This window comes from Paenibacillus lupini (assembly GCF_011761355.1).
GTDB lineage: Bacteria > Bacillota > Bacilli > Paenibacillales > Paenibacillaceae > Pristimantibacillus > Pristimantibacillus lupini.
The window spans coordinates 210225-228040 of record NZ_JAASRW010000009.1; the positions used below are offsets into that span (position 1 = coordinate 210225).

Annotated in this window: 18 protein-coding genes; 16 read left to right on the plus strand and 2 right to left on the minus strand. The window is 47.3% G+C overall.

Translation table 11 applies throughout. The features are described from left to right. The first annotated feature begins 60 nt into the window (after positions 1 to 60). The 13 genes from FHS17_RS26070 (at position 61) to FHS17_RS26130 (ending at position 12071) form a co-directional block, all read left to right on the plus strand. Positions 61 to 801, plus strand: coding sequence for a polyphosphate polymerase domain-containing protein (locus FHS17_RS26070; protein ID WP_167281569.1), 741 nt, complete (start codon positions 61 to 63; stop codon positions 799 to 801). Further along, positions 798 to 1478, plus strand: coding sequence for a DUF4956 domain-containing protein (locus FHS17_RS26075; protein ID WP_167281571.1), 681 nt, complete (start codon positions 798 to 800; stop codon positions 1476 to 1478). Before FHS17_RS26070 ends, FHS17_RS26075 begins: the two co-directional genes overlap by 4 nt. 30 nt (positions 1479 to 1508) lie before the next feature. Then, on the plus strand, positions 1509 to 3338 hold the full coding sequence (locus FHS17_RS26080) for a carbohydrate-binding domain-containing protein (RefSeq protein WP_167281574.1): 1830 nt from the start codon (positions 1509 to 1511) through the stop codon (positions 3336 to 3338). A gap of 202 nt (positions 3339 to 3540) precedes the next feature. After that, the gene (locus FHS17_RS26085) at positions 3541 to 4185 is read left to right on the plus strand and encodes a GntR family transcriptional regulator (protein ID WP_167281577.1); all 645 of its coding nucleotides are present in this window, start codon (positions 3541 to 3543) and stop codon (positions 4183 to 4185) included. Between the two features lie 231 nt (positions 4186 to 4416). Then, positions 4417 to 5172: an SDR family NAD(P)-dependent oxidoreductase gene (locus FHS17_RS26090; RefSeq protein ID WP_167281579.1), complete on the plus strand. Its 756-nt coding sequence runs from the start codon at positions 4417 to 4419 to the stop codon at positions 5170 to 5172. Between the two features lie 108 nt (positions 5173 to 5280). After that, positions 5281 to 6177: a 3-hydroxyacyl-CoA dehydrogenase gene (locus FHS17_RS26095; protein WP_167281582.1), complete on the plus strand. Its 897-nt coding sequence runs from the start codon at positions 5281 to 5283 to the stop codon at positions 6175 to 6177. A gap of 396 nt (positions 6178 to 6573) precedes the next feature. Continuing rightward, positions 6574 to 7362, plus strand: coding sequence for an AraC family transcriptional regulator (locus tag FHS17_RS26100; protein WP_167281584.1), 789 nt, complete (start codon positions 6574 to 6576; stop codon positions 7360 to 7362). A 96-nt stretch (positions 7363 to 7458) separates the two neighbouring features. Then, the gene (locus tag FHS17_RS26105; protein ID WP_167281587.1) at positions 7459 to 9345 is read left to right on the plus strand and encodes an FtsX-like permease family protein; all 1887 of its coding nucleotides are present in this window, start codon (positions 7459 to 7461) and stop codon (positions 9343 to 9345) included. A gap of 59 nt (positions 9346 to 9404) precedes the next feature. Beyond that, the gene (locus FHS17_RS26110; RefSeq protein WP_167281590.1) at positions 9405 to 9881 is read left to right on the plus strand and encodes a MerR family transcriptional regulator; all 477 of its coding nucleotides are present in this window, start codon (positions 9405 to 9407) and stop codon (positions 9879 to 9881) included. 57 nt (positions 9882 to 9938) lie between these two features. After that, positions 9939 to 10376, plus strand: a complete 438-nt coding sequence (locus tag FHS17_RS26115) for an SRPBCC family protein (RefSeq protein ID WP_167281593.1) — start codon at positions 9939 to 9941, stop codon at positions 10374 to 10376. Between the two features lie 91 nt (positions 10377 to 10467). After that, entirely contained in the window at positions 10468 to 11043 is a 576-nt protein-coding gene (locus FHS17_RS26120; RefSeq protein ID WP_167281595.1) for a GNAT family N-acetyltransferase, read from the plus strand. Positions 11044 to 11248: 205 nt separating this feature from the next. Then, positions 11249 to 11671: an SRPBCC family protein gene (locus FHS17_RS26125; protein WP_167281729.1), complete on the plus strand. Its 423-nt coding sequence runs from the start codon at positions 11249 to 11251 to the stop codon at positions 11669 to 11671. Positions 11672 to 11693: 22 nt separating this feature from the next. Next, positions 11694 to 12071, plus strand: a complete 378-nt coding sequence (locus FHS17_RS26130) for an MmcQ/YjbR family DNA-binding protein (protein WP_167281598.1) — start codon at positions 11694 to 11696, stop codon at positions 12069 to 12071. A 14-nt stretch (positions 12072 to 12085) separates the two neighbouring features. Here the strand turns inward: FHS17_RS26130 and FHS17_RS26135 are convergent, their stop codons facing one another. Continuing rightward, complete coding sequence (locus tag FHS17_RS26135; protein ID WP_167281600.1) at positions 12086 to 12607, minus strand: YfiT family bacillithiol transferase; 522 nt, start codon at positions 12605 to 12607, stop codon at positions 12086 to 12088. 149 nt (positions 12608 to 12756) lie between these two features. Between FHS17_RS26135 and FHS17_RS26140 the strand changes: the two genes are divergently transcribed. After that, positions 12757 to 13725, plus strand: a complete 969-nt coding sequence (locus FHS17_RS26140) for an iron-hydroxamate ABC transporter substrate-binding protein (RefSeq protein WP_167281603.1) — start codon at positions 12757 to 12759, stop codon at positions 13723 to 13725. A gap of 56 nt (positions 13726 to 13781) precedes the next feature. Here the strand turns inward: FHS17_RS26140 and FHS17_RS26145 are convergent, their stop codons facing one another. Then, entirely contained in the window at positions 13782 to 15275 is a 1494-nt protein-coding gene (locus FHS17_RS26145; protein WP_167281606.1) for a DHA2 family efflux MFS transporter permease subunit, read from the minus strand. Between the two features lie 369 nt (positions 15276 to 15644). Here FHS17_RS26145 and FHS17_RS26150 point away from each other — a divergent pair, with 369 nt between their 5' ends. Together FHS17_RS26150 and ssuD are read left to right on the plus strand one after the other, a co-directional pair. Continuing rightward, complete coding sequence (locus tag FHS17_RS26150) at positions 15645 to 16631, plus strand: sulfonate ABC transporter substrate-binding protein (protein ID WP_167281608.1); 987 nt, start codon at positions 15645 to 15647, stop codon at positions 16629 to 16631. Between the two features lie 29 nt (positions 16632 to 16660). Next, positions 16661 to 17806 carry an FMNH2-dependent alkanesulfonate monooxygenase gene (gene ssuD, locus FHS17_RS26155; protein ID WP_167281611.1) on the plus strand — a complete coding sequence of 382 codons (1146 nt, stop codon included), beginning with the start codon at positions 16661 to 16663 and terminating at the stop codon, positions 17804 to 17806. Positions 17807 to 17816: the final 10 nt, after the last annotated feature.

A 17816-nucleotide genomic window follows, 5' to 3' on the forward strand; every position in this document is an offset into this window, starting at 1 on the left:
ACTCTAAGATACAGTCATGAGCAGGCGGCAAGCTGGCCGCATGAAAGGAGCCTCAAGAAGATGGCCATTGAAGTATTCAACCGATATGAAAGTAAGTATTTGATGGACACTCAATCGTTTCACGAGATTTATAACCGATTGCTTCAATATATGGAGCTCGATGAATACAACAAGAACGATCAATTCTACTCCATAAGCAATCTATACTTCGATACCGATCAGCATTCGATTATAAGAAACAGCTTGTCGAAGCCAAAGTATCGGGAGAAGCTCAGACTCAGAGCTTACGGCGTGCCAAAGTCGGATGCCAAGGTGTATCTGGAGCTGAAGAAGAAAGTATTCGGCATCGTCAACAAACGGAGAACAGGACTTAAGCTGGAAGAGGCCTATGAGTTCGTACGCACTGGAGTCGAGCCTGAGCTTGCACCATACATGAACAAGCAGGTCATTCAGGAGATCAAATACTTCCTTGGCCGCTATAAGCTTGAGCCAGCGGTGTATCTCACTTACGACCGGATTGCGATGTTTTGCAAAAACAACCGGGATTTGAGGATTACCTTCGATACGAATATCCGGTCGAGAAGGTATGATCTCAAGCTGGAGGCTGGTGACCATGGAGACTTGATCATGGCACAGGGTCAATGGCTGATGGAAGTAAAAGCCGAGAAGACCGTTCCGGTCTGGCTGGCCCAGCTGCTGTCTGAGCTTGGGATGTTCCGGACAGGCTTCTCGAAATACGGCAATGAATACCGAATGAACATAAGAAATGAAGAACGAATAAAGGAGCGCCTCTTATTATGATCGATTCACTCTTTTCAAGCACCGCAACCGTAACCGAATTATCGTTTAGTGATGCTATACTTACGCTTTTATTATCTTTTGCACTTGGTGCGATGATCAGCTTTACGTATATGAAAACACAAACCGTCTATACCCAAAGCTTTGCCTTAACCATGATTGTTCTCCCAACGATCGTTGCGATTATCATTCTGTTAATCGGCAGCAATATTGCTCGAGCATTCAGCTTGGCGGGTGCCTTCTCGATTATCCGGTTCCGAAGTGCGCCTGGAGATCCGAAGGACATTGCTTTCGTCCTGTTCACAATGGCAGCTGGCCTCGCCTGCGGCGTTGGAGCTTACGGATATGCGGTTCTGTTCACAATCATTCTCTGTCTCTTGATGTTCCTGCTTAAAGCAGTGAAGTTCGGATCCAAATCCTCAACACAGAAGCTGCTCAAAGTAACGATTCCGGAAAACCTCAGCTACGAAGAAGCATTTGCCGAAGTGTTTAACATCTTTAACGTGCAGTATGAGCTTAGAAAAGTTAGAACCACCGAGCTGGGCAGCTTGTACGAGCTTGTCTATGCTGTCACTCTTGACCCTTCTACGAATCAGAAGGAATTGCTTGATGCGATAAGATGCAGAAACGGAAATCTCGATATTTCCTTAACGATGACCCCTACGGTAGTAGAAGCTTAGATCCTACCAACAATAGAGAGGAAGAAAACCATGAATAATAAGAAAAGAATAAGCAAACTTGCTTTCATTTTATTATGCGCGGCAGCACTGTCGGCATGCAACAACAATTCGAATGCAGCAACCAATACAACTGGCAGTACAGGTACGACGAATACAAGTGAAACTGCGGCGGCTGTTCAAACCGCAAGCTTCGAACTTGATGATTCCGTTGAATATGACGAGGATGACGCTTATACGGATTGGAGTACAGCCGATCTAACGACAATTTCGCTGAGCGGCACCAGTGCAACGGTCGAAGGCTCGGGAGCTGAAGTGAAGGACGGTATCGTTACGATTACGGCAGCCGGAACCTATGTGGCCAGCGGCAAGCTGGATGAAGGCCAGATCGTAGTTGATGTAGCAGATAAAGGAACAGTACGACTTGTCTTGAATGGAGCGGAGATTCATTACAGCAAAAGCTCGCCAATCTATGTAGAAGAAGCGGGCAAGCTGATTCTGTCCTTACCTGAAGGCACGAACAATGTTGTAACTGACGGAGATACTTATGTGTTCCCTGATGATTCGACAGATGAGCCGAATGCAGCTATTTTCAGCAAAGATGATATGACGATTAACGGTACCGGCAAGCTGACCGTAGAAGGCAACTACAATAACGGGATCGCTAGTAAAGATAAGTTGAAAATTACCGGCGGTACATTCGATATTCAAGCTGCAGATGATGCGGTTATGGGACGTGATCTGGTTGCTGTGAAGGACGGATCGTTTATGCTGGATGCAGCTGGTCATGGCATCAAGACAACGAATGATACCGAAGGGGAAGAAGGTATTATTGTGCTGCAAGGCGGCACTTATAACATGAAGTCTGGTGAGGATGCACTGCACAGCACGGGCGGCTTGTCCATCTCGGCTGGTGACTTTACTATCGCAGCGGGTGATGATGGCATTCATGCAGAAACGGCGATGCTGATCGCAGGTGGTACGATTGATATTACGCAAAGTAATGAAGGCATCGAAGCGACAGATATTACAATTGCAGGTGGAGACATTAAAGTCGTATCAAGCGATGACGGTGTAAATGCAGCGACTGGTGTTGATGGCTCTGGAGGAGAAGGAGCGGCTCCAGGCGGCGGAAGCGGCGGAGGTCAGGAAGCTGGCTCGGCATCTCAAGGTCTGCTGACCATTAGCGGCGGTACTTTAGCGGTCGATGCAACTGGCGACGGATTAGATGCGAATGGTTCGATTGTGATGTCAGGCGGATCAGTCTTTGTAAACGGCCCGACGGAAAATGGCAACGGCTCACTTGATTACGACGGTACCTTCAATATGACGGGTGGCACTCTTGTAGCAGCGGGAAGCTCCGGTATGGTACAAGCAGCATCGGACAGCTCGACACAAGCTGGCGTTCTAATGACGTTCCCGCAGACGCAGCAAGGTGGAACACTGGTTCATCTGGAAGATGAGTCGGGTAAATCGATTGCGACATTTGCTCCAACGAAGAGCTACCAAGCGGTCTATATCAGCACACCGGATTTGGCAAAAGGCACCGCGTACACGCTGTATTCTGGTGGTCAATCGACGGGAACAGCAACAAATGGTCTTTATGCAGATGGTGAATACAGTGGAGGAACGAAGGTCGTATCTTTCACAGCAGAATCGCTTATCACTTGGGTGAATGAATCCGGTGTAACAGAAGCGCAAAGCGGCTTCGGCGGCGGAATGGGTGGCGGCCGTGGAGGCCATGGCATGGGCGGCGGAGGTGGTCGTGGAATGGACGGCACTATGCCGGATGGAGCAGCGCCTCCAGACGGCGCCGCACCACCGGAAGCATCAGCAGATGCTGACTCTACAACAACACAATAAGCAAGAAAGAGGCGTCCAAGTGGCAATGTCATTAAGCTAACTCTTAACTTAATGACATTGTCCAAATGGACGCCTCTTTCTTATTTAGATGACTGCTTAGATGCTGATTTATATTTCACTGATCTGGTTTCTTATTGATTTTGCCGGCTTAATTTGGGATAACTAAGAGAAGAGCTTGATTTGATAAGCAGGGAGACGACATATGTACAACACATTTGATATAGCCGATTCTTCATTTGGGGAGTCTTTGCCTCAGCAAATATACCGACATATTTTGAAGAAAATTATTGCTCGTGAGCTGAATGCGGGAGATAAGATCGTTGAAGAGGAAATTGCCAAAGAGCTGAATACGAGCCGGGCGCCTGTACGGGAGGCGCTTTATTTACTGCAGGTCGAAGGTATTGTGGAGCGGCTTCCGAGACGTGGCACAATTGTGAAGCCTTTCACCCAGCAGGAGATCGTTGATTATAACACCTTAATGGCAGAGCTCCTTCGTGTAGCGGTCCAATATGGGCAGCACAGATGGACGCTGGAATATAAGGACATGCTAATGACATTTGCAGCAGATGCTGATGCGGCATGCGAGCAGGGCGATGTTCGGGATTATGAGCGAAAAGCAGAGCGTCTGCTGAGGCATGTTGTATTTGTAGCGGATAACATGGCACTTGCGAAGTTCTATGAGAAAGCTAGTCTCATTCTGAACGTGTTTGTTGAAGTAAGATGGAGTGAGAGCAAGATCAAGGAATTCCACAAGCCTTTTCAAGTATTTGCTTCATCCATTCTGGCTTCGGAATATGATAAAGCGCAAGCAGCCATTTATGAGTTTCTAATGGTAGGGATTAAATAAAAAACGGGAATTGGTGTTAATGGAAGAGCTTTTTAGGATAAATTGTCGACAATCGACAAAGTAATCTGTTAAGATAGGTTTGTAAGCAAATTGCTTAAGCTCGTGCTTAGGAAGATTGTTGGACAAGAATTCGTCATCGATGGCGGATCAGTTCTGACCTAATAGCGGCATAATAATCGGGTTGTTTTCCTTCATACCTACACATACTTCATGACAAAGGGGAAATCCATCATGGCAGAATTAACAGGCAAGGTAATTATTATTACAGGCGGAGCAAGCGGGATCGGCAAGCAAACGGCTCTTCAACTATCCGCTAAAGGGGCAGCTATTGTTGTTGCTGACTATAACCTCGATGGTGCTAAATCGGTTGTCGCAGAACTTGAAGCAGCAGGCGGCAAGGCTGCAGCATTCAAAGTGGATGTATCCAAGGGCGATGAAGTGAAGGCTCTTGTTGATTTTGCGGTAGAGACATTTGGTACATTAAACGGTATCTTCAACAATGCGGGAATCGGGCTGGTTAAGCCATTCCTTGAAATGGATCCGGAATCTTACCACCGTGTCATTGACGTCGATCAGCACAGCGTCTACTACGGCATGTATTATGGCGCGAAAAAAATGGTCGAGCTGAACGTACAAGGTACAATCGTAAACACAGCTTCCATCTACGGTACAGCGGCTGCGCTTGGCAGCTTCAACTATAATGCGGCGAAAGCAGCCGTCGTTATGATGTCTAAATCCGGTGCGCTGGAGCTTGCCGACTACGGTATTCGCGTTGTTGGTGTAGCTCCTGGCTTTATCGATACGCCAATCCTTGGTGATGACGAAGGTATGAAAAATGCACTCGGTGCCCTGCATATGCGTGGCAAACTTATTCAGCCTGAGAAAGTGGCAAGTGTCGTAACCTTCTTGTTTAGTGAAGGAGCTAGTGCAATTAACGGCCAAACCATCCCAGTCGACGATGGTTTCCTCAGCTTCAAAACTAAATAATTGCTATTATGGCCGCTGCCCTTCAAGGGTAGCGGCCCTTTTTTAACCGTATGGATTGGTCTTGTTAGGGGATTTTAAAAAAGAATGGTTAACAAAGGAGCTTAGGCAATGAACTTCAAACAAATAACCGTAGCAGGCAGTGGCGTTCTGGGCAGTCAGATTGCGTTTCAGACGGCATACAAAGGGTTTCATGTAACGGTCTACGATATCAATGACGAGGCATTAGCGAAGGCAAAAGAAAGAATGGCGGAACTCAAATCACATTATGTGGCGGACTTGCAGGCATCAGAGGCCGATCTAAAAGCAGCCTATGACCGAATTACGTACAACAGTGACCTAGCACAGGCTGTGGCTAATGCGGACCTCATTATTGAGGCGATCCCGGAAGTTGTGTCGATCAAGACCGATTTCTATAAAAAGCTTAGTCAGTTGGCTCCAGCAAAGATGATATTTGCGACGAATTCGTCCACCCTGCTGCCAAGCCAATTTGCTGAAGCAACGGGCCGCCCGGGCCAATTCCTCGCCCTTCATTTTGCTAATGAGATCTGGAAAAATAACACTGCAGAGATTATGAAGCATCCAGGGACAGATAATCAGGTGTTCGAAGATGTAGTCGCTTTTGCTAAAGCAATTGGCATGGTGGCCCTGCCTTTGCAGAAGGAACAGCCAGGTTATATTCTTAACTCGCTGCTGGTGCCGCTGCTTGAAGCGGCTCAGCAGCTACTTGTCCGGGAAATTGCTGATGTGGAGACAATTGATAAGACGTGGATGGTCGCAACCGGCGCACCGCTTGGTCCATTCGCAATTCTTGATGTGGTGGGCATCAATACGGCCTATAACATTGGTCTTGCGAAAGCTAAAGCGACCGGTAATGAAGAGTTCGAGAGGATAGCGGAGCTGCTGAAGTCCGAGTATATCGACAAAGGAAAGCTTGGCCGAGCAACGGGCGAAGGCTTTTACAAATATCCGGACCCGAGTTTCTTGAAGCCGGATTTTAAAAGCTGATTGCAGGGATTGCCGCCAAGATAATTGAGCAAGATAGTAAATTCGGAGGCCGGCTATGGTTAAGGTCCTGAAAGGGCCTTAACGCCAGTGGTAAGCCGGGAATAGGAACCTTTAAGGTCCTTTGAGGACCTTAAAGTCAGTAAAAAAGGCAAAAAGAGGCCAGAATTCGGATGGCCGGCTATGAATAAGAGCCCCAGAGGACCTTAACTCTAGGATAAGGTCTGGAAAGGAAAGCTTTAAGGTCCTTAGGGGGCCTTAAAGTCAGAAGTTGGCTTCAGAAAAAGGAGATGCGCCATGATCATCATGGGCATCTCCTTTTTCTATTCAACTTGCTGAAGTGGCTTAGGTAGTGATCTAATTGGATATATCAGAAAAGACAAGGAAGGGTCTCCCATAATGAAGGCGATAAACGTCCATTTAAGCGAGTATTCGAAGCATGAAGTGCCGTTTCATCATTATTTTGGAAATGGATTAGACAGCTATATTATCCGGCTTCAGGTGGAAGGGGTATGTGAGGCATTAGTTGATGGATACATCAGAGAAATCGTCCCAGGAGACCTGCTGCTATTCAAGCCAGGTGATATCTACGATCTGCGCATTGGGTGGTTGGATGAGGGGGCAAACCTGTCCCTCGATTATTACGTCATTAGCGATGGTCCTGGCATGTTGGAATGGTGGGAGCAGAAGAAGCGGCCGACGCTTGCGAAGATTGCTGAGGACCGGAGGCTGAAGGCCGTCTGGCATCAGATTGTACTGGAGAAAAGAAGGCTCGACGGCGGTAATCCTAACATTATTACCTCGCTTGTCTGGTCACTGCTTATGCTGATTGACCGGGCAATTGAAGAGGTTCCGGATAACCAGTCGCCGCTTGCTTATCATGCCCTTCGCATGAGGCAATTTATTGAGGAGCATGCTTCGGAGGCGTTGACGCTCCAGCAGGTGGCGCAGCATACCGGACTCAGCATCTCGCGGGCGGTGCATCTGTTCAAGGCGCATTTTGGCGTGTCGATTATCGGTTACGCCCAGCAGCTTCGGTTAAGCCGCGCCATCAATTTGCTTAATCACAGCGCTTTATCGCTGGAGCAGATTGCCGCCGAGACCGGGCTTGGCAGCTACGCTTATTTCCACCGCTTGTTCCGCGAACGGTATGGTATGTCGCCGGGTGCTTATCGGAAGAAGAGATAAACCTTTCAATATTGTAAGGAAAGGTAAGGTTAATCGATAGCAGCGAATTTCCCTCCTTTGTTACGATGAGTACAAATCAATTAGGAGGGCTTATTTATGAGCTTACGGCGATTTGCTTTCAATAACGTTATTCGGAACGGGAGAATTTACGCGGGGTATTTTCTGAGCAGTGCTTTTTCGGTTATGGTGTTCTTCGTTTATTCGATGTTTGCATTCCATCCAGGTCTGGCTGACGGCAATATTCATTCGACTGTATCGGTTACGATGAAATTTGCGGAATCGGTTATTTATGTGTTCTCGTTTTTCTTTGTGCTTTATTCGATGGGTTCATTCCTAAAGACACGCAAGAAGGAGTTTGGCATCCTCATTATGCACGGGATGACCAGCATGCAGTTAAGACGACTAGTTTTTATGGAAAATATCGTGATTGGTTTTGCCGCTACGGTGGCGGGGATTGTGATTGGAGTAGGCTTTGCCGAAATCATCCTTATGTCGTCCCAAAAGCTGCTCAGTCTTGATGAGTCGCTGTCGTTTTATTTTCCAGCCAAGGCTATTCTTCTGACCGGATCAGCCTTTATGGCGCTATTCCTGCTTATCTCGTTATTTACGGTTACGGTGCTGCGGAATAACTCGCTTATTGATTTGCTGAAAGGTTCAAACAAGCCAAAACCGGAGCCTAAAGCGTCCACTCTATTGTCTTGGTTTGCACTGCTCTTAATTGTTGGAGGCTACACCGTAGCTCTGTTGGCAAAAGGGATGGTCGTCTTTTACGCGATGATACCGGTAACGATCGTGGTCATTATCGGCACATACTTCCTGTTCACGCAGCTGAGTGTATATGTTGTCAATAAAAGCCGTAAGAGCCGCTCAATCTTCTGGCGAAAAACAAACATCATCCTGTTCTCGGACCTTGCTTACCGAATGAAGGATAATGCGAGAACGTTCTTTTTGGTCGCGATCCTGTCGACAGTTGCTTTCTCTGCTATCGGTTCAATGTTTGGCTTCAAATCGATGTACACGGATGTCATCCGGGATGAGAACCCGTTTGCGGTGAAGTACACCTCTTACGATGAGCCTTCCAAACAGGATGCTTTAACGATTGAGCAGGCTTTGAAGGAAGCCGGTTTGCCTTACCACCAATATGAGCTGATGATTAAAAATGTTGAAACATCTGACGGTAAGCAAGTTTCCGTCGTGGCGGAATCCGCCTTTAACGAACTTGTAGTTGCGGCTAAGGGGATTAAAGCCGATGTTGAGGGAGATGAAGCAGCGATAGTCCAATACAGCAGCACTCTGATGGGGGCAAGGGGGCCAGTGCTTACGCCTGTCAAGTTGAAGGAATCGGCGCTGTCACTTACGCCTGTTCAGACCATTGATACGCCTGCTATTCAAGCGGGGCCAAATTATTATGTGGTGACGGATGAGCGGTTTGATCAGATGAAGCAGACGGAAAGTGTTATTTATCAATATGCCTTTGATATCTCTGGATCTCATGATGCCTTGAAGAAGGTGGGGCAGGAGCTCGATAACAAGCTTGGCGGCTCCGACAACTGGTTTATGAGTGTCGATTATGAGCTGTATATGCAGGATCAAATTTTTGGCGTTGTCTTATTCGTTGGATTTTTTATCGGCATTGTATTCTTTGTTGGAGCGGGAAGCTTCTTGTATTTCCGGCTGTATACGGATCTGGGTGAGGACAAAAGGAAGTTTCAGGCCATTCATAAGATTGGGCTTACTGACCGGGAATTGTCTGCCATTCTGTCCAAACAGCTGATGATTCTATTCTTCGCACCGATTGTTGTGGCGATAATTCACGGGGCGATCGCGCTTACGGCCATGCAGAATATGTTCCAGTACAACATGATGAAGCCGTCGCTATCCGTACTTGGCTCCTTTATCATTATTCAGACTGTCTACTTCCTATTTATCCGTTCAAAATATATTTCGAATGTAAAATCAGCATGGGGCTTGCACCTTACGTAACGTTATGTTTTACAATGGAGTTACCGGTAATTGAGCTAGCGACAACGAAGGGGCTGAGCATGAACAATCTTTGGAAAGTTGGAGACCTTGCCAAATTGACGGGGCTTACGGTCAGAACGTTACGATTCTACGATCAGATCGGTTTGTTCTCGCCTTCCGGGCAGACAGATTCCGGCCACCGGCTGTATGATGAGTCCGACCTGTCGCTTCTGCATCAGATTCTGACGTTGAAGGAATTGGGCTTATCGCTGGAGGAGATCAAGGAAACCTTGTCAGCCAAGCAGATCAGCCCGCTGGAAATGGTGACGCTGCAGAAGCAGCGGATCAAAGAGCAGATCAAGCAGCAGCAGAAACTGCTGGAACAGCTGGAGCATACGTCTAAAGCATTAATTGGGAAGAAAACTCTAACCGTTGATGACTTTACGAACCTGCTGCAGGCAATGAAGATGGAATTCGAGAAGCCCGTGATCGAGCGGAAGCAAAGCTGGGTTCAGCATTTGGACAAGCTGGGGTCGCTGCTCGAGCAGGGTGAATGAGCCCACGCTTACGAAGTATGAATTGCTCCACAATTCATTTCAGGAGGAGAATAACTAATGAACGAAAGATTTGTTAAACATGCAACCTTTGTTGTCGAACGTACTTATCAAGCATCCGCGGAGCGGGTATTTGAGGCTTGGGCAGACCCTGAGGTAAAGGGGAAGTGGTTCTCGAAGCCTGATCAATTCGAGTTCCGAGTTGGGGGACGTGAGTACAGCAGCGGCGGACCGCCGGAGGGACCAGTCTTCACCTTTGATGCTGTATATCAGGACATCTTAACAAATCAGCGCATTGTGTACACCTACACACTGGACATGAATGAAACTCGGATGTCGGTGTCTACAACAACCATTGAGTTATTCGAAGCAGAAGGTGCCACCAAATTGGTATTCACCGAGCAGGGTGCTTTCTTTGATGGACATGATACGCCAGAAATTCGCGAGCATGGCACAGGCGAGATGTTAGATGCACTTGGCAAGTTGGTTGAGGAATAGGCTGAACATGGAGAGTCTCTATAAGAGGCTCTTTTTTATTTGATCTGTTCTCTCATTCGAGGTATTTTAGTAACAAGAGGGGGGAGTTGGAATGTCTACTATCACCATTGAAGTCGTAACGGACGGTAATATTGAACCTTGCAGAGTATTGTGTGATGAGCTTATGGCTTTCCAACAGTCAAAGGCCGTGATGGCACCGGAATTATTCGACATGATGAACTTCGATACCCGGATGCGTAGAAGTTATGACCATGCGCTGCGTACCCATGTCCTTATCGTAAAGGATGGGGATGTACCTGTTGGTTATGCTTTTTCGTCGGTTAGTAATGTAGAGCAAGAGGATCTTGGAATTCCAGCATGGGCACCTAATCAGGAGCAGGAAGGCAGTAAAGGCTTTTACCCCGATTGGATAGAGACTCCGCAGAGGATTGGGTTCTTAAGCAACCTGTATTTGCGGGACGGTTACCGGAGTATGGGACTGGGATCGAAGCTGTTCAACATGTCCATGACATGGCTGGAAAGCTTTTCTGATGTCGATCTGCTCTTCATTTACGTCTCGAACGGTAATGAAGAGGCGCTTGATTTCTACTTGAAGCAAGGTTTTACATACAGTCATGATGTATTTGGAGGATTTATTAAGGCGGTTTACCGGAAGCTCGAAAAATAGCGCGTATCCGCACGCCCGATTGCCGAATTAACAATGATGGTATCCTCCTCCACTCCGATGAACAGTATGTGAGGGATTTGAGCCATATACGGTTTCTTCCTAGGGCAGCGGCAGGTTGGCGGCTAGCGTATATAGAAATAATAAGGAATAAATATGGCTCTTGAGAGGGGTAGTGAGAGAGTTGAATCCAGTAGCCAAAGCAGAAATGCTCATCAGAAAACCAGTAAGTGAGGTATATGAGGCTTTTATCGATCCTGCGATTACGACAAAGTTCTGGTTCACGAAGGGAAGCGCGAGACTGGAAGCAGGCAAGCAGGTGGAGTGGACTTGGGAGATGTACGGAGCTGCAGCGCCTGTTCAAGTTCTTGAGCTTGAGGAAAATAAACGAATTGTTATCGATTGGGGCACAAAAGCGGAATGGACGTTTGAAGTTCTATCCGAGTCAGAAACCTTCGTGACGATTACGGATTCCGGCTTTGAAGGTGAAGCGGAAGAAGCTACTCATCGGGCAATCGGCTCGACCGAAGGCTTTACGATTGTCCTGTGTGGAGCGAAGGCTTATCTGGAGCATGGCATTCAACTGAACCTTGTGTACGATAAGGCGCCTTATGCTCATGTGAAGGGGTAGCTAAGAATAGGGAGGGACAAAGATGAAGTCAGAGCTTGGATTAGAGATGCTGGAGCGGGTGCAGAGCATTTGCGCAGCGCTGCCAGAAGTGGAACAAATCGTTGACGGATTTGGCCATGATGTGATGAAGGTGCGAGGCAAAACGTTCATCATGATGGGAGAAGGACATAATAGTGTCTTGCCAAGCTTGTCAATCAAAGCCACCAAGGAGCAGCAGTTCCTGCTGCTGGAGCAGGGCGGTTATGTGAAAACAGCGTATATCGGTCATCACGGCTGGGTCTCCGTTGACATGGAGGCTGGACCAAACTGGGATGAGCTGACGGTGATTATTCAGGAAGCTTACTTGCTTGCAGCGCCGAAGCGGCTGGTGAAACAGGTGCTGGAGAGTGTTCAAAATTAAAAAGAGCGTATGGGCTACCAGCCCATACGCTCTTTTAACGAGGTGATTTGAGCGAGATGATGGCGTCCATGCCAGTCAAATCGCTGAAGAGCCATATCAAGAGTCATAACGCCATGCGCAGGACTGGTAAAGGTTCTTTGGAAGTCAGATGGCTGCATCGCATGGAGCAGTACGGCAAACCGGCTGCGCAGCGATTCGATCAGTACCAACGAAGTTTCGATAGGCGCTTTATAATCATTTAGCTCGGCCCAGACATCCTCCCGATAAGTTGAAGCTATAGGGTTATCCTCCGTTAGTGCTTTTTTGAACCGGATATAGGCGTTCATATCATTATCAGCCAAGTGGTGGACCACCTGTTGAATGGTCCATCCGCCAGGACGATAAGGAGTGAGCAGCTGTTCGGAAGTCAGGCTCTGCACGATGTGTCGAAGCTGCGCAGGCATTTCGGCAATTTTTCTTATCCACTCTCTGCGCATCTCTAAGTCTGGTTCTAATACCACCTCGAAGTGACCGATGGGAAAACGTAAGGTGTCCATCCTGTGTATCTCTCCTCTTTTTTGATGATCCCTTGTACCTATTTCATGTATTGACATCTCTCATTTAACCATTTATAGTTAGATTCAATGTGATATTGAGAATCATTATCGTAGTTAATGTATTTTAAAAATAGTAAAGGGGTCTTATCATGAAAAAGTTTATTCCCGCTATCTTCCTTCTTGCACTCGTACTGGTTCTTGGTGCATGCGGAAACAATGCAAACAAGACGAACAACGCTAACAACGGAGCTGCAGAAGCGACAGCAACACCTGAAGCAACAGAATTGGCAGCAGCAGAGCAGCCAGCAACTGGAACAGTAACGTATCAAGCTGAGAGTGGTCCAGTAGAAATTCCTGCGAATCCACAGCGTATTGTAGCATTGGCTTATGCGCCGAATATGATTTCCCTTGGAGCAAATATTGTTGGTGTAGACCAATGGACTAATATGAGCCCTCTCTTCACTGACAAACTGAAGGGTGTAGAGGTTGTATCCGATGAAGATTTGGAGAAAATCATTGAGCTCGATCCGGACTTGATCGTTGTAGGTACAGAAAGCAAGAACGTTGAAAAGCTGAGCGAAATCGCTCCTACTGTAGCTTTCACATGGGGTAAGCTGGATTACCTGAATCAACAGGTAGAAATCGGCAAGATTCTTGGCAAAGAGCAAGAAGCAACAACATGGGTTAACGACTTCAAATCCCGTGCAGCCGCACTTGGCGACGAGGTTAAAGCGAAGATTGGTGAGAATGCAACTGTATCCGTACTTGAGACGGACGCGAAGAGCTTCTACGTGTTCGGCGATCATTGGGCACGTGGTACAGAAGTGTTGTATCAAGCAATGGGGCTGAAAATGCCTGAGAAAGTAACTAAGGATGCTCAAGGACCTGGTTACTACACGTTATCGCAAGAGATTATTCCTGATTACTCGGGCGATTGGATTGTTTTGAGCAGAAGTGCCGCAAATGACAATGCCTTCATGAACACAGATACCTGGAAGAACATCCCTGCTGTGAAAAACGGCCATGTCATTGAGATTGATACAGAAGCTTCCACTTACAGCGATCCAACAACTTTGGAAAGCTTGCTCACGATCTTCAAAGACGGCTTCCTTAAATAATTTCACCCTATATCAAAAAGCTCCTTCCTGAACAACGGGAAGGAGCTTTTTGTATCTTAGTGGCTCATGCTTACTTGCTTCTCACCATCAGGCTGTTGATCGCCTTCCGGCGGCTTTGTACGTTTCACAAATAAGCCGATGATGACAGCTGCGATCGCCACGATAAGGCCGATCCAGAACGCATCGTGAATACCTGCAACCATACCGTGGGCTTGCTCTGCAGGCGCCCCAGGATCGGAGGATGTACTCAGATAATCCTTCGTGCCATTCGTCATAATACTAATGAACAGCGCTGTACCAATCGCACCGGATACTTGCTGCAGCGTGTTCAGGATAGCGGTGCCATGCGGGTAGAGGCTGCGTGGCAGCTGGTTCAGACCCGATGTTTGAGCCGGCATCATAACAAGGGAAATACCTACCATCATAATAATATGGATCATGATGATATGACCATTGCTTGCTGTTGCATCAATGCCAGTGAACATCCAAAGCGAGATTGCAACGAGAATCAGGCCTGGTGTTACAAGAATACGTGGACCAAACTTGTCGAACAAGATGCCGGAGATCGGTGCCATAACCCCGTTGACAATACTACCCGGCAGCATGATGAGGCCGGAAGTGAACGCGGTCATAAGCAAAGCACCTTGCAGGAACATCGGAAGCAACGTCATTGTGGAGAACAACGTCATCATTAGTACGAATAGCAGGATGGTTACGATAGTGAACATCGGGAATTTGAATGCCCGCAGGTCCAGAATCGGAGCCTTCAGCGTCAGCTGGCGCCAGATGAACAGGATCAAGGCGATTGCACCAACTGTAATCATCCAGATCACTTGAGGATCCGACCAGCCTTTTTCACCCGTGGAGCTAAAGCCGTATACAATTCCGCCGAAGCCAATTGTAGAAAGTAGAATGGACAAAATATCGACCTTAGGTTTCGTAATGTCCGAAACATTCTTCAAGAACATAAAGGAGAAGATAATGGACAACGCGGCCAGCGGAATAACGAGAATAAAGAGCCAGCGCCAGTTCAGCGAGTCCATAATAACACCAGACAATGTTGGTCCAATAGCTGGAGCGGCCATGATAACAAGACCAATCAGACCCATGGCGCCACCGCGTTTTTCCGGCGGGAAGATGGCCATAATCGTGTTCATCAATACAGGAAGCATTAGACCGGTTCCGATCGCTTGAACGATACGGCCTACGAGGAGTACGCCAAATTCAGGAGCTACAGCCGAAATAACTGTGCCAGCAAAAAACAGCATCATGGCGCCAATAAACATTTGCCTGGTCGTATACCATTGCTGGAGCAAAGCCGTTACCGGAACGAGTACACCAACGACAAGCATATAAGCTGTGGACAGCCATTGGATGGTCGAAGGACCAACCTCGAAAGCCTTCATTAATTCAGGGAGTGCATTACCAAGTAAAGTTTCATTCAGGATCGCGATGAACGCGCCTATAATAATCGTAGCAATAATGGGCCCACGCTTGATATTAGTCAAGTCGGGTGCAGAGCTGGATGTACCAGCATTAGAAGCATTCATTGATAATTGCCGTCCTTTCCTTCGTCTTCAACGAAAAGGTATGTATGTTATTTTGTTTAGGCTTGATGGACAGTATGCACAGGCACGTCGTCCTTATTTTCCCCCTCCACAGATCTTTAGTTAGCCCATTTTCCACTTTATCACAGGGGGCTAGGCCGAGAAAAGATCTGTGGAAGGTAAAAAATAACTATAATTTCTTAATTCATAGTTGACTGATAGGAATTGTCAGTATAATATAAGGGCATTAGATCGTATTGAACTTACCGGACCACCGGAAGTTTCCTCGACTGATACTCCTTCGAAGGAGTTTAGCTTGCGGAAACTTCCGGTTTTTGCTATGTCCAAAATTAAAAAAATGGGGTGTTTAGGATGAAAAAGTATCAGAAATTATCCTTCTTAATTCTCTCTTTAATCAGCTTGATGATGGTTGCCGCTGCATGCGGCTCGAATAGTTCAGACAACTCGGCTAACACCGCTTCGAATAACTCATCGAAAGAAAACAAAGTCATTCGTATTGGTTATCAGAAATATGGAACAGTCAATATTTTGAAAGCAAAAGGCACATTGGATCAAAGACTCGAGGCAGAAGGCTACAAAATTACGTGGACAGAGTTTCCCGGCGGGCCTCAATTACTCGAAGCATTAAACGTTGGCAGCATCGACATTGGGCATACCGGTGAAGCACCTCCGATTTTCGCTCAAGCAGCAGATGCACCACTCGTTTACTTGGCTCATGAGCCAGCAAGCCCGACAAGCGAAGGAATTATCGTACCAAAGGGCTCGTCCATCAAATCTGTTGCGGATTTGAAGGGCAAGAAAGTAGCTTTGAACAAAGGCTCCAATGTTCACTATCTGCTAGTAAAAGCGCTTGAGAAAGCAGGCGTTGATTATAACGATATTACAACGGTATTCCTGCCGCCGGGTGATGCAAGGGTTGCGTTCGAGAATGGCAGCGTAGATGCATGGGTCATTTGGGATCCATTCCTCGCAGCAGCTCAAACGGCAACAGGCGGTACGCTTCTGACGGATGGCAAGGATCTTGTATCGAACATTGAATTTTACCTGGCTTCACGCAAGTTCGCTGAATCGAATGAATCGGTTATTACAGCCTTCAAGGATGAGCTGAACAAGATTGATGAGTGGGCAGCAGCTAACCAGAAGGAAGTAGCAGAGCTTCTATCCCCGCAGCTTGGTATCGATATCCCATCTCTTGAGCTTGCTGCAGCACGGAGAGGTTACGGTCTGAACCCGATTGACGACTCGATTATTGAAGCGCAGCAAAAAATTGCCGATACATTCTTTGGTCTGAAGCTTATTCCGAAAGAAATTCAAGTAAAAGAAGCTACTTTAAAATAACAAAACAACAATAGGAAGGGTGTTTACAAATGGAAGTATTCTGGTTTATTCCGACTCATGGTGATGGACGTTATTTGGGCAGTGCTGAAGGAGCACGCGCTGTTGATGCGAAATATATGCAGCAAATTGCACAGGCGGCTGACCGCCTTGGATACGGCGGCGTATTGCTGCCGACAGGAACTTCCTGCGAGGATGCTTGGGTAGTGGCATCTTCACTCATCCCGGTTACAGAAAAACTGAAATTCCTCGTTGCCCTTCGTCCGGGCTTAATGTCACCTACCTTGTCTGCTCGTATGGCATCAACCTTTGACCGGATCTCGAATGGACGTCTGCTGATCAATGTAGTAACTGGCGGAGATCCTGTGGAACTTGCGGGTGAAGGGGTGTTCCTCAGCCATGATGAACGTTATGAGCTGACCAGCGAGTTTCTTGACATTTGGCGCCGAGAACTTGAAGGCGAGACGGTTGATTTTGAAGGGAACCACTTGAAGGTAGAGGGCGGCAAAGTTCTTTATCCTCCTGTACAGAAGCCATATCCGCCTCTTTATTTCGGAGGCTCGTCTCCGGCGGGGATTGATGTAGCAGCCGATCACATCGATGTATATCTGACATGGGGAGAACCTCCTCAAGAAGTAGCAAAAAAGATTGATAAGGTTCGTAAAGCAGCGGCTGAACGGGGAAGAGAAGTACGCTTTGGCATTCGTCTTCATGTTATTGTCCGTGAAACCTCCGAAGAAGCCTGGAGAGAAGCGGATCGTCTAATCAGCAAAGTGGATGATGATGCGATTGCAGCAGCCCGCAAAGTGTTTGCCCGTTATGATTCGGAAGGGCAAAAGCGGATGTCAGATCTGCATGGCGGCGACCGCAGTCAGCTTGAGATCTACCCTAACCTGTGGGCGGGTGTTGGTCTTGTTCGCGGTGGTGCTGGAACAGCTCTTGTCGGCAATCCAACAGAAGTAGCTAACCTGATGAAGGAATATGCTGCGCTTGGTATTGAGACGTTTATTTTATCCGGATATCCGCATTTGGAAGAAGCTTATCAGTTTGCCGATCTTGTATTCCCGTTGCTTCCTCTTAAAGGGATTGCATCGGCGAATGGTCCAACATCTACTAGTCCGTTCGGTGAGCTGATCGCTAATTCAGTTAAACCAGCAGAACGGGCAACTGTTAAATAGGGGGCTACAA

Excerpts from the sequence above, each read along its gene's own strand:
- FHS17_RS26070 (WP_167281569.1), top strand. The coding sequence starts at position 61 with ATGGCCATTGAAGTATTCAACCGATATGAAAGTAAGTATTTGATGGAC.
- FHS17_RS26075 (WP_167281571.1), top strand. The coding sequence starts at position 798 with ATGATCGATTCACTCTTTTCAAGCACCGCAACCGTAACCGAATTATCG.
- FHS17_RS26080 (WP_167281574.1), top strand. The coding sequence starts at position 1,509 with ATGAATAATAAGAAAAGAATAAGCAAACTTGCTTTCATTTTATTATGC.
- FHS17_RS26085 (WP_167281577.1), top strand. The coding sequence starts at position 3,541 with ATGTACAACACATTTGATATAGCCGATTCTTCATTTGGGGAGTCTTTG.
- FHS17_RS26090 (WP_167281579.1), top strand. The coding sequence starts at position 4,417 with ATGGCAGAATTAACAGGCAAGGTAATTATTATTACAGGCGGAGCAAGC.
- FHS17_RS26095 (WP_167281582.1), top strand. The coding sequence starts at position 5,281 with ATGAACTTCAAACAAATAACCGTAGCAGGCAGTGGCGTTCTGGGCAGT.
- FHS17_RS26100 (WP_167281584.1), top strand. The coding sequence starts at position 6,574 with ATGAAGGCGATAAACGTCCATTTAAGCGAGTATTCGAAGCATGAAGTG.
- FHS17_RS26105 (WP_167281587.1), top strand. The coding sequence starts at position 7,459 with ATGAGCTTACGGCGATTTGCTTTCAATAACGTTATTCGGAACGGGAGA.
- FHS17_RS26110 (WP_167281590.1), top strand. The coding sequence starts at position 9,405 with ATGAACAATCTTTGGAAAGTTGGAGACCTTGCCAAATTGACGGGGCTT.
- FHS17_RS26115 (WP_167281593.1), top strand. The coding sequence starts at position 9,939 with ATGAACGAAAGATTTGTTAAACATGCAACCTTTGTTGTCGAACGTACT.
- FHS17_RS26120 (WP_167281595.1), top strand. The coding sequence starts at position 10,468 with ATGTCTACTATCACCATTGAAGTCGTAACGGACGGTAATATTGAACCT.
- FHS17_RS26125 (WP_167281729.1), top strand. The coding sequence starts at position 11,249 with ATGCTCATCAGAAAACCAGTAAGTGAGGTATATGAGGCTTTTATCGAT.
- FHS17_RS26130 (WP_167281598.1), top strand. The coding sequence starts at position 11,694 with ATGAAGTCAGAGCTTGGATTAGAGATGCTGGAGCGGGTGCAGAGCATT.
- FHS17_RS26135 (WP_167281600.1), bottom strand. The coding sequence starts at position 12,607 with ATGGACACCTTACGTTTTCCCATCGGTCACTTCGAGGTGGTATTAGAA.
- FHS17_RS26140 (WP_167281603.1), top strand. The coding sequence starts at position 12,757 with ATGAAAAAGTTTATTCCCGCTATCTTCCTTCTTGCACTCGTACTGGTT.
- FHS17_RS26145 (WP_167281606.1), bottom strand. The coding sequence starts at position 15,275 with ATGAATGCTTCTAATGCTGGTACATCCAGCTCTGCACCCGACTTGACT.
- FHS17_RS26150 (WP_167281608.1), top strand. The coding sequence starts at position 15,645 with ATGAAAAAGTATCAGAAATTATCCTTCTTAATTCTCTCTTTAATCAGC.
- ssuD (WP_167281611.1), top strand. The coding sequence starts at position 16,661 with ATGGAAGTATTCTGGTTTATTCCGACTCATGGTGATGGACGTTATTTG.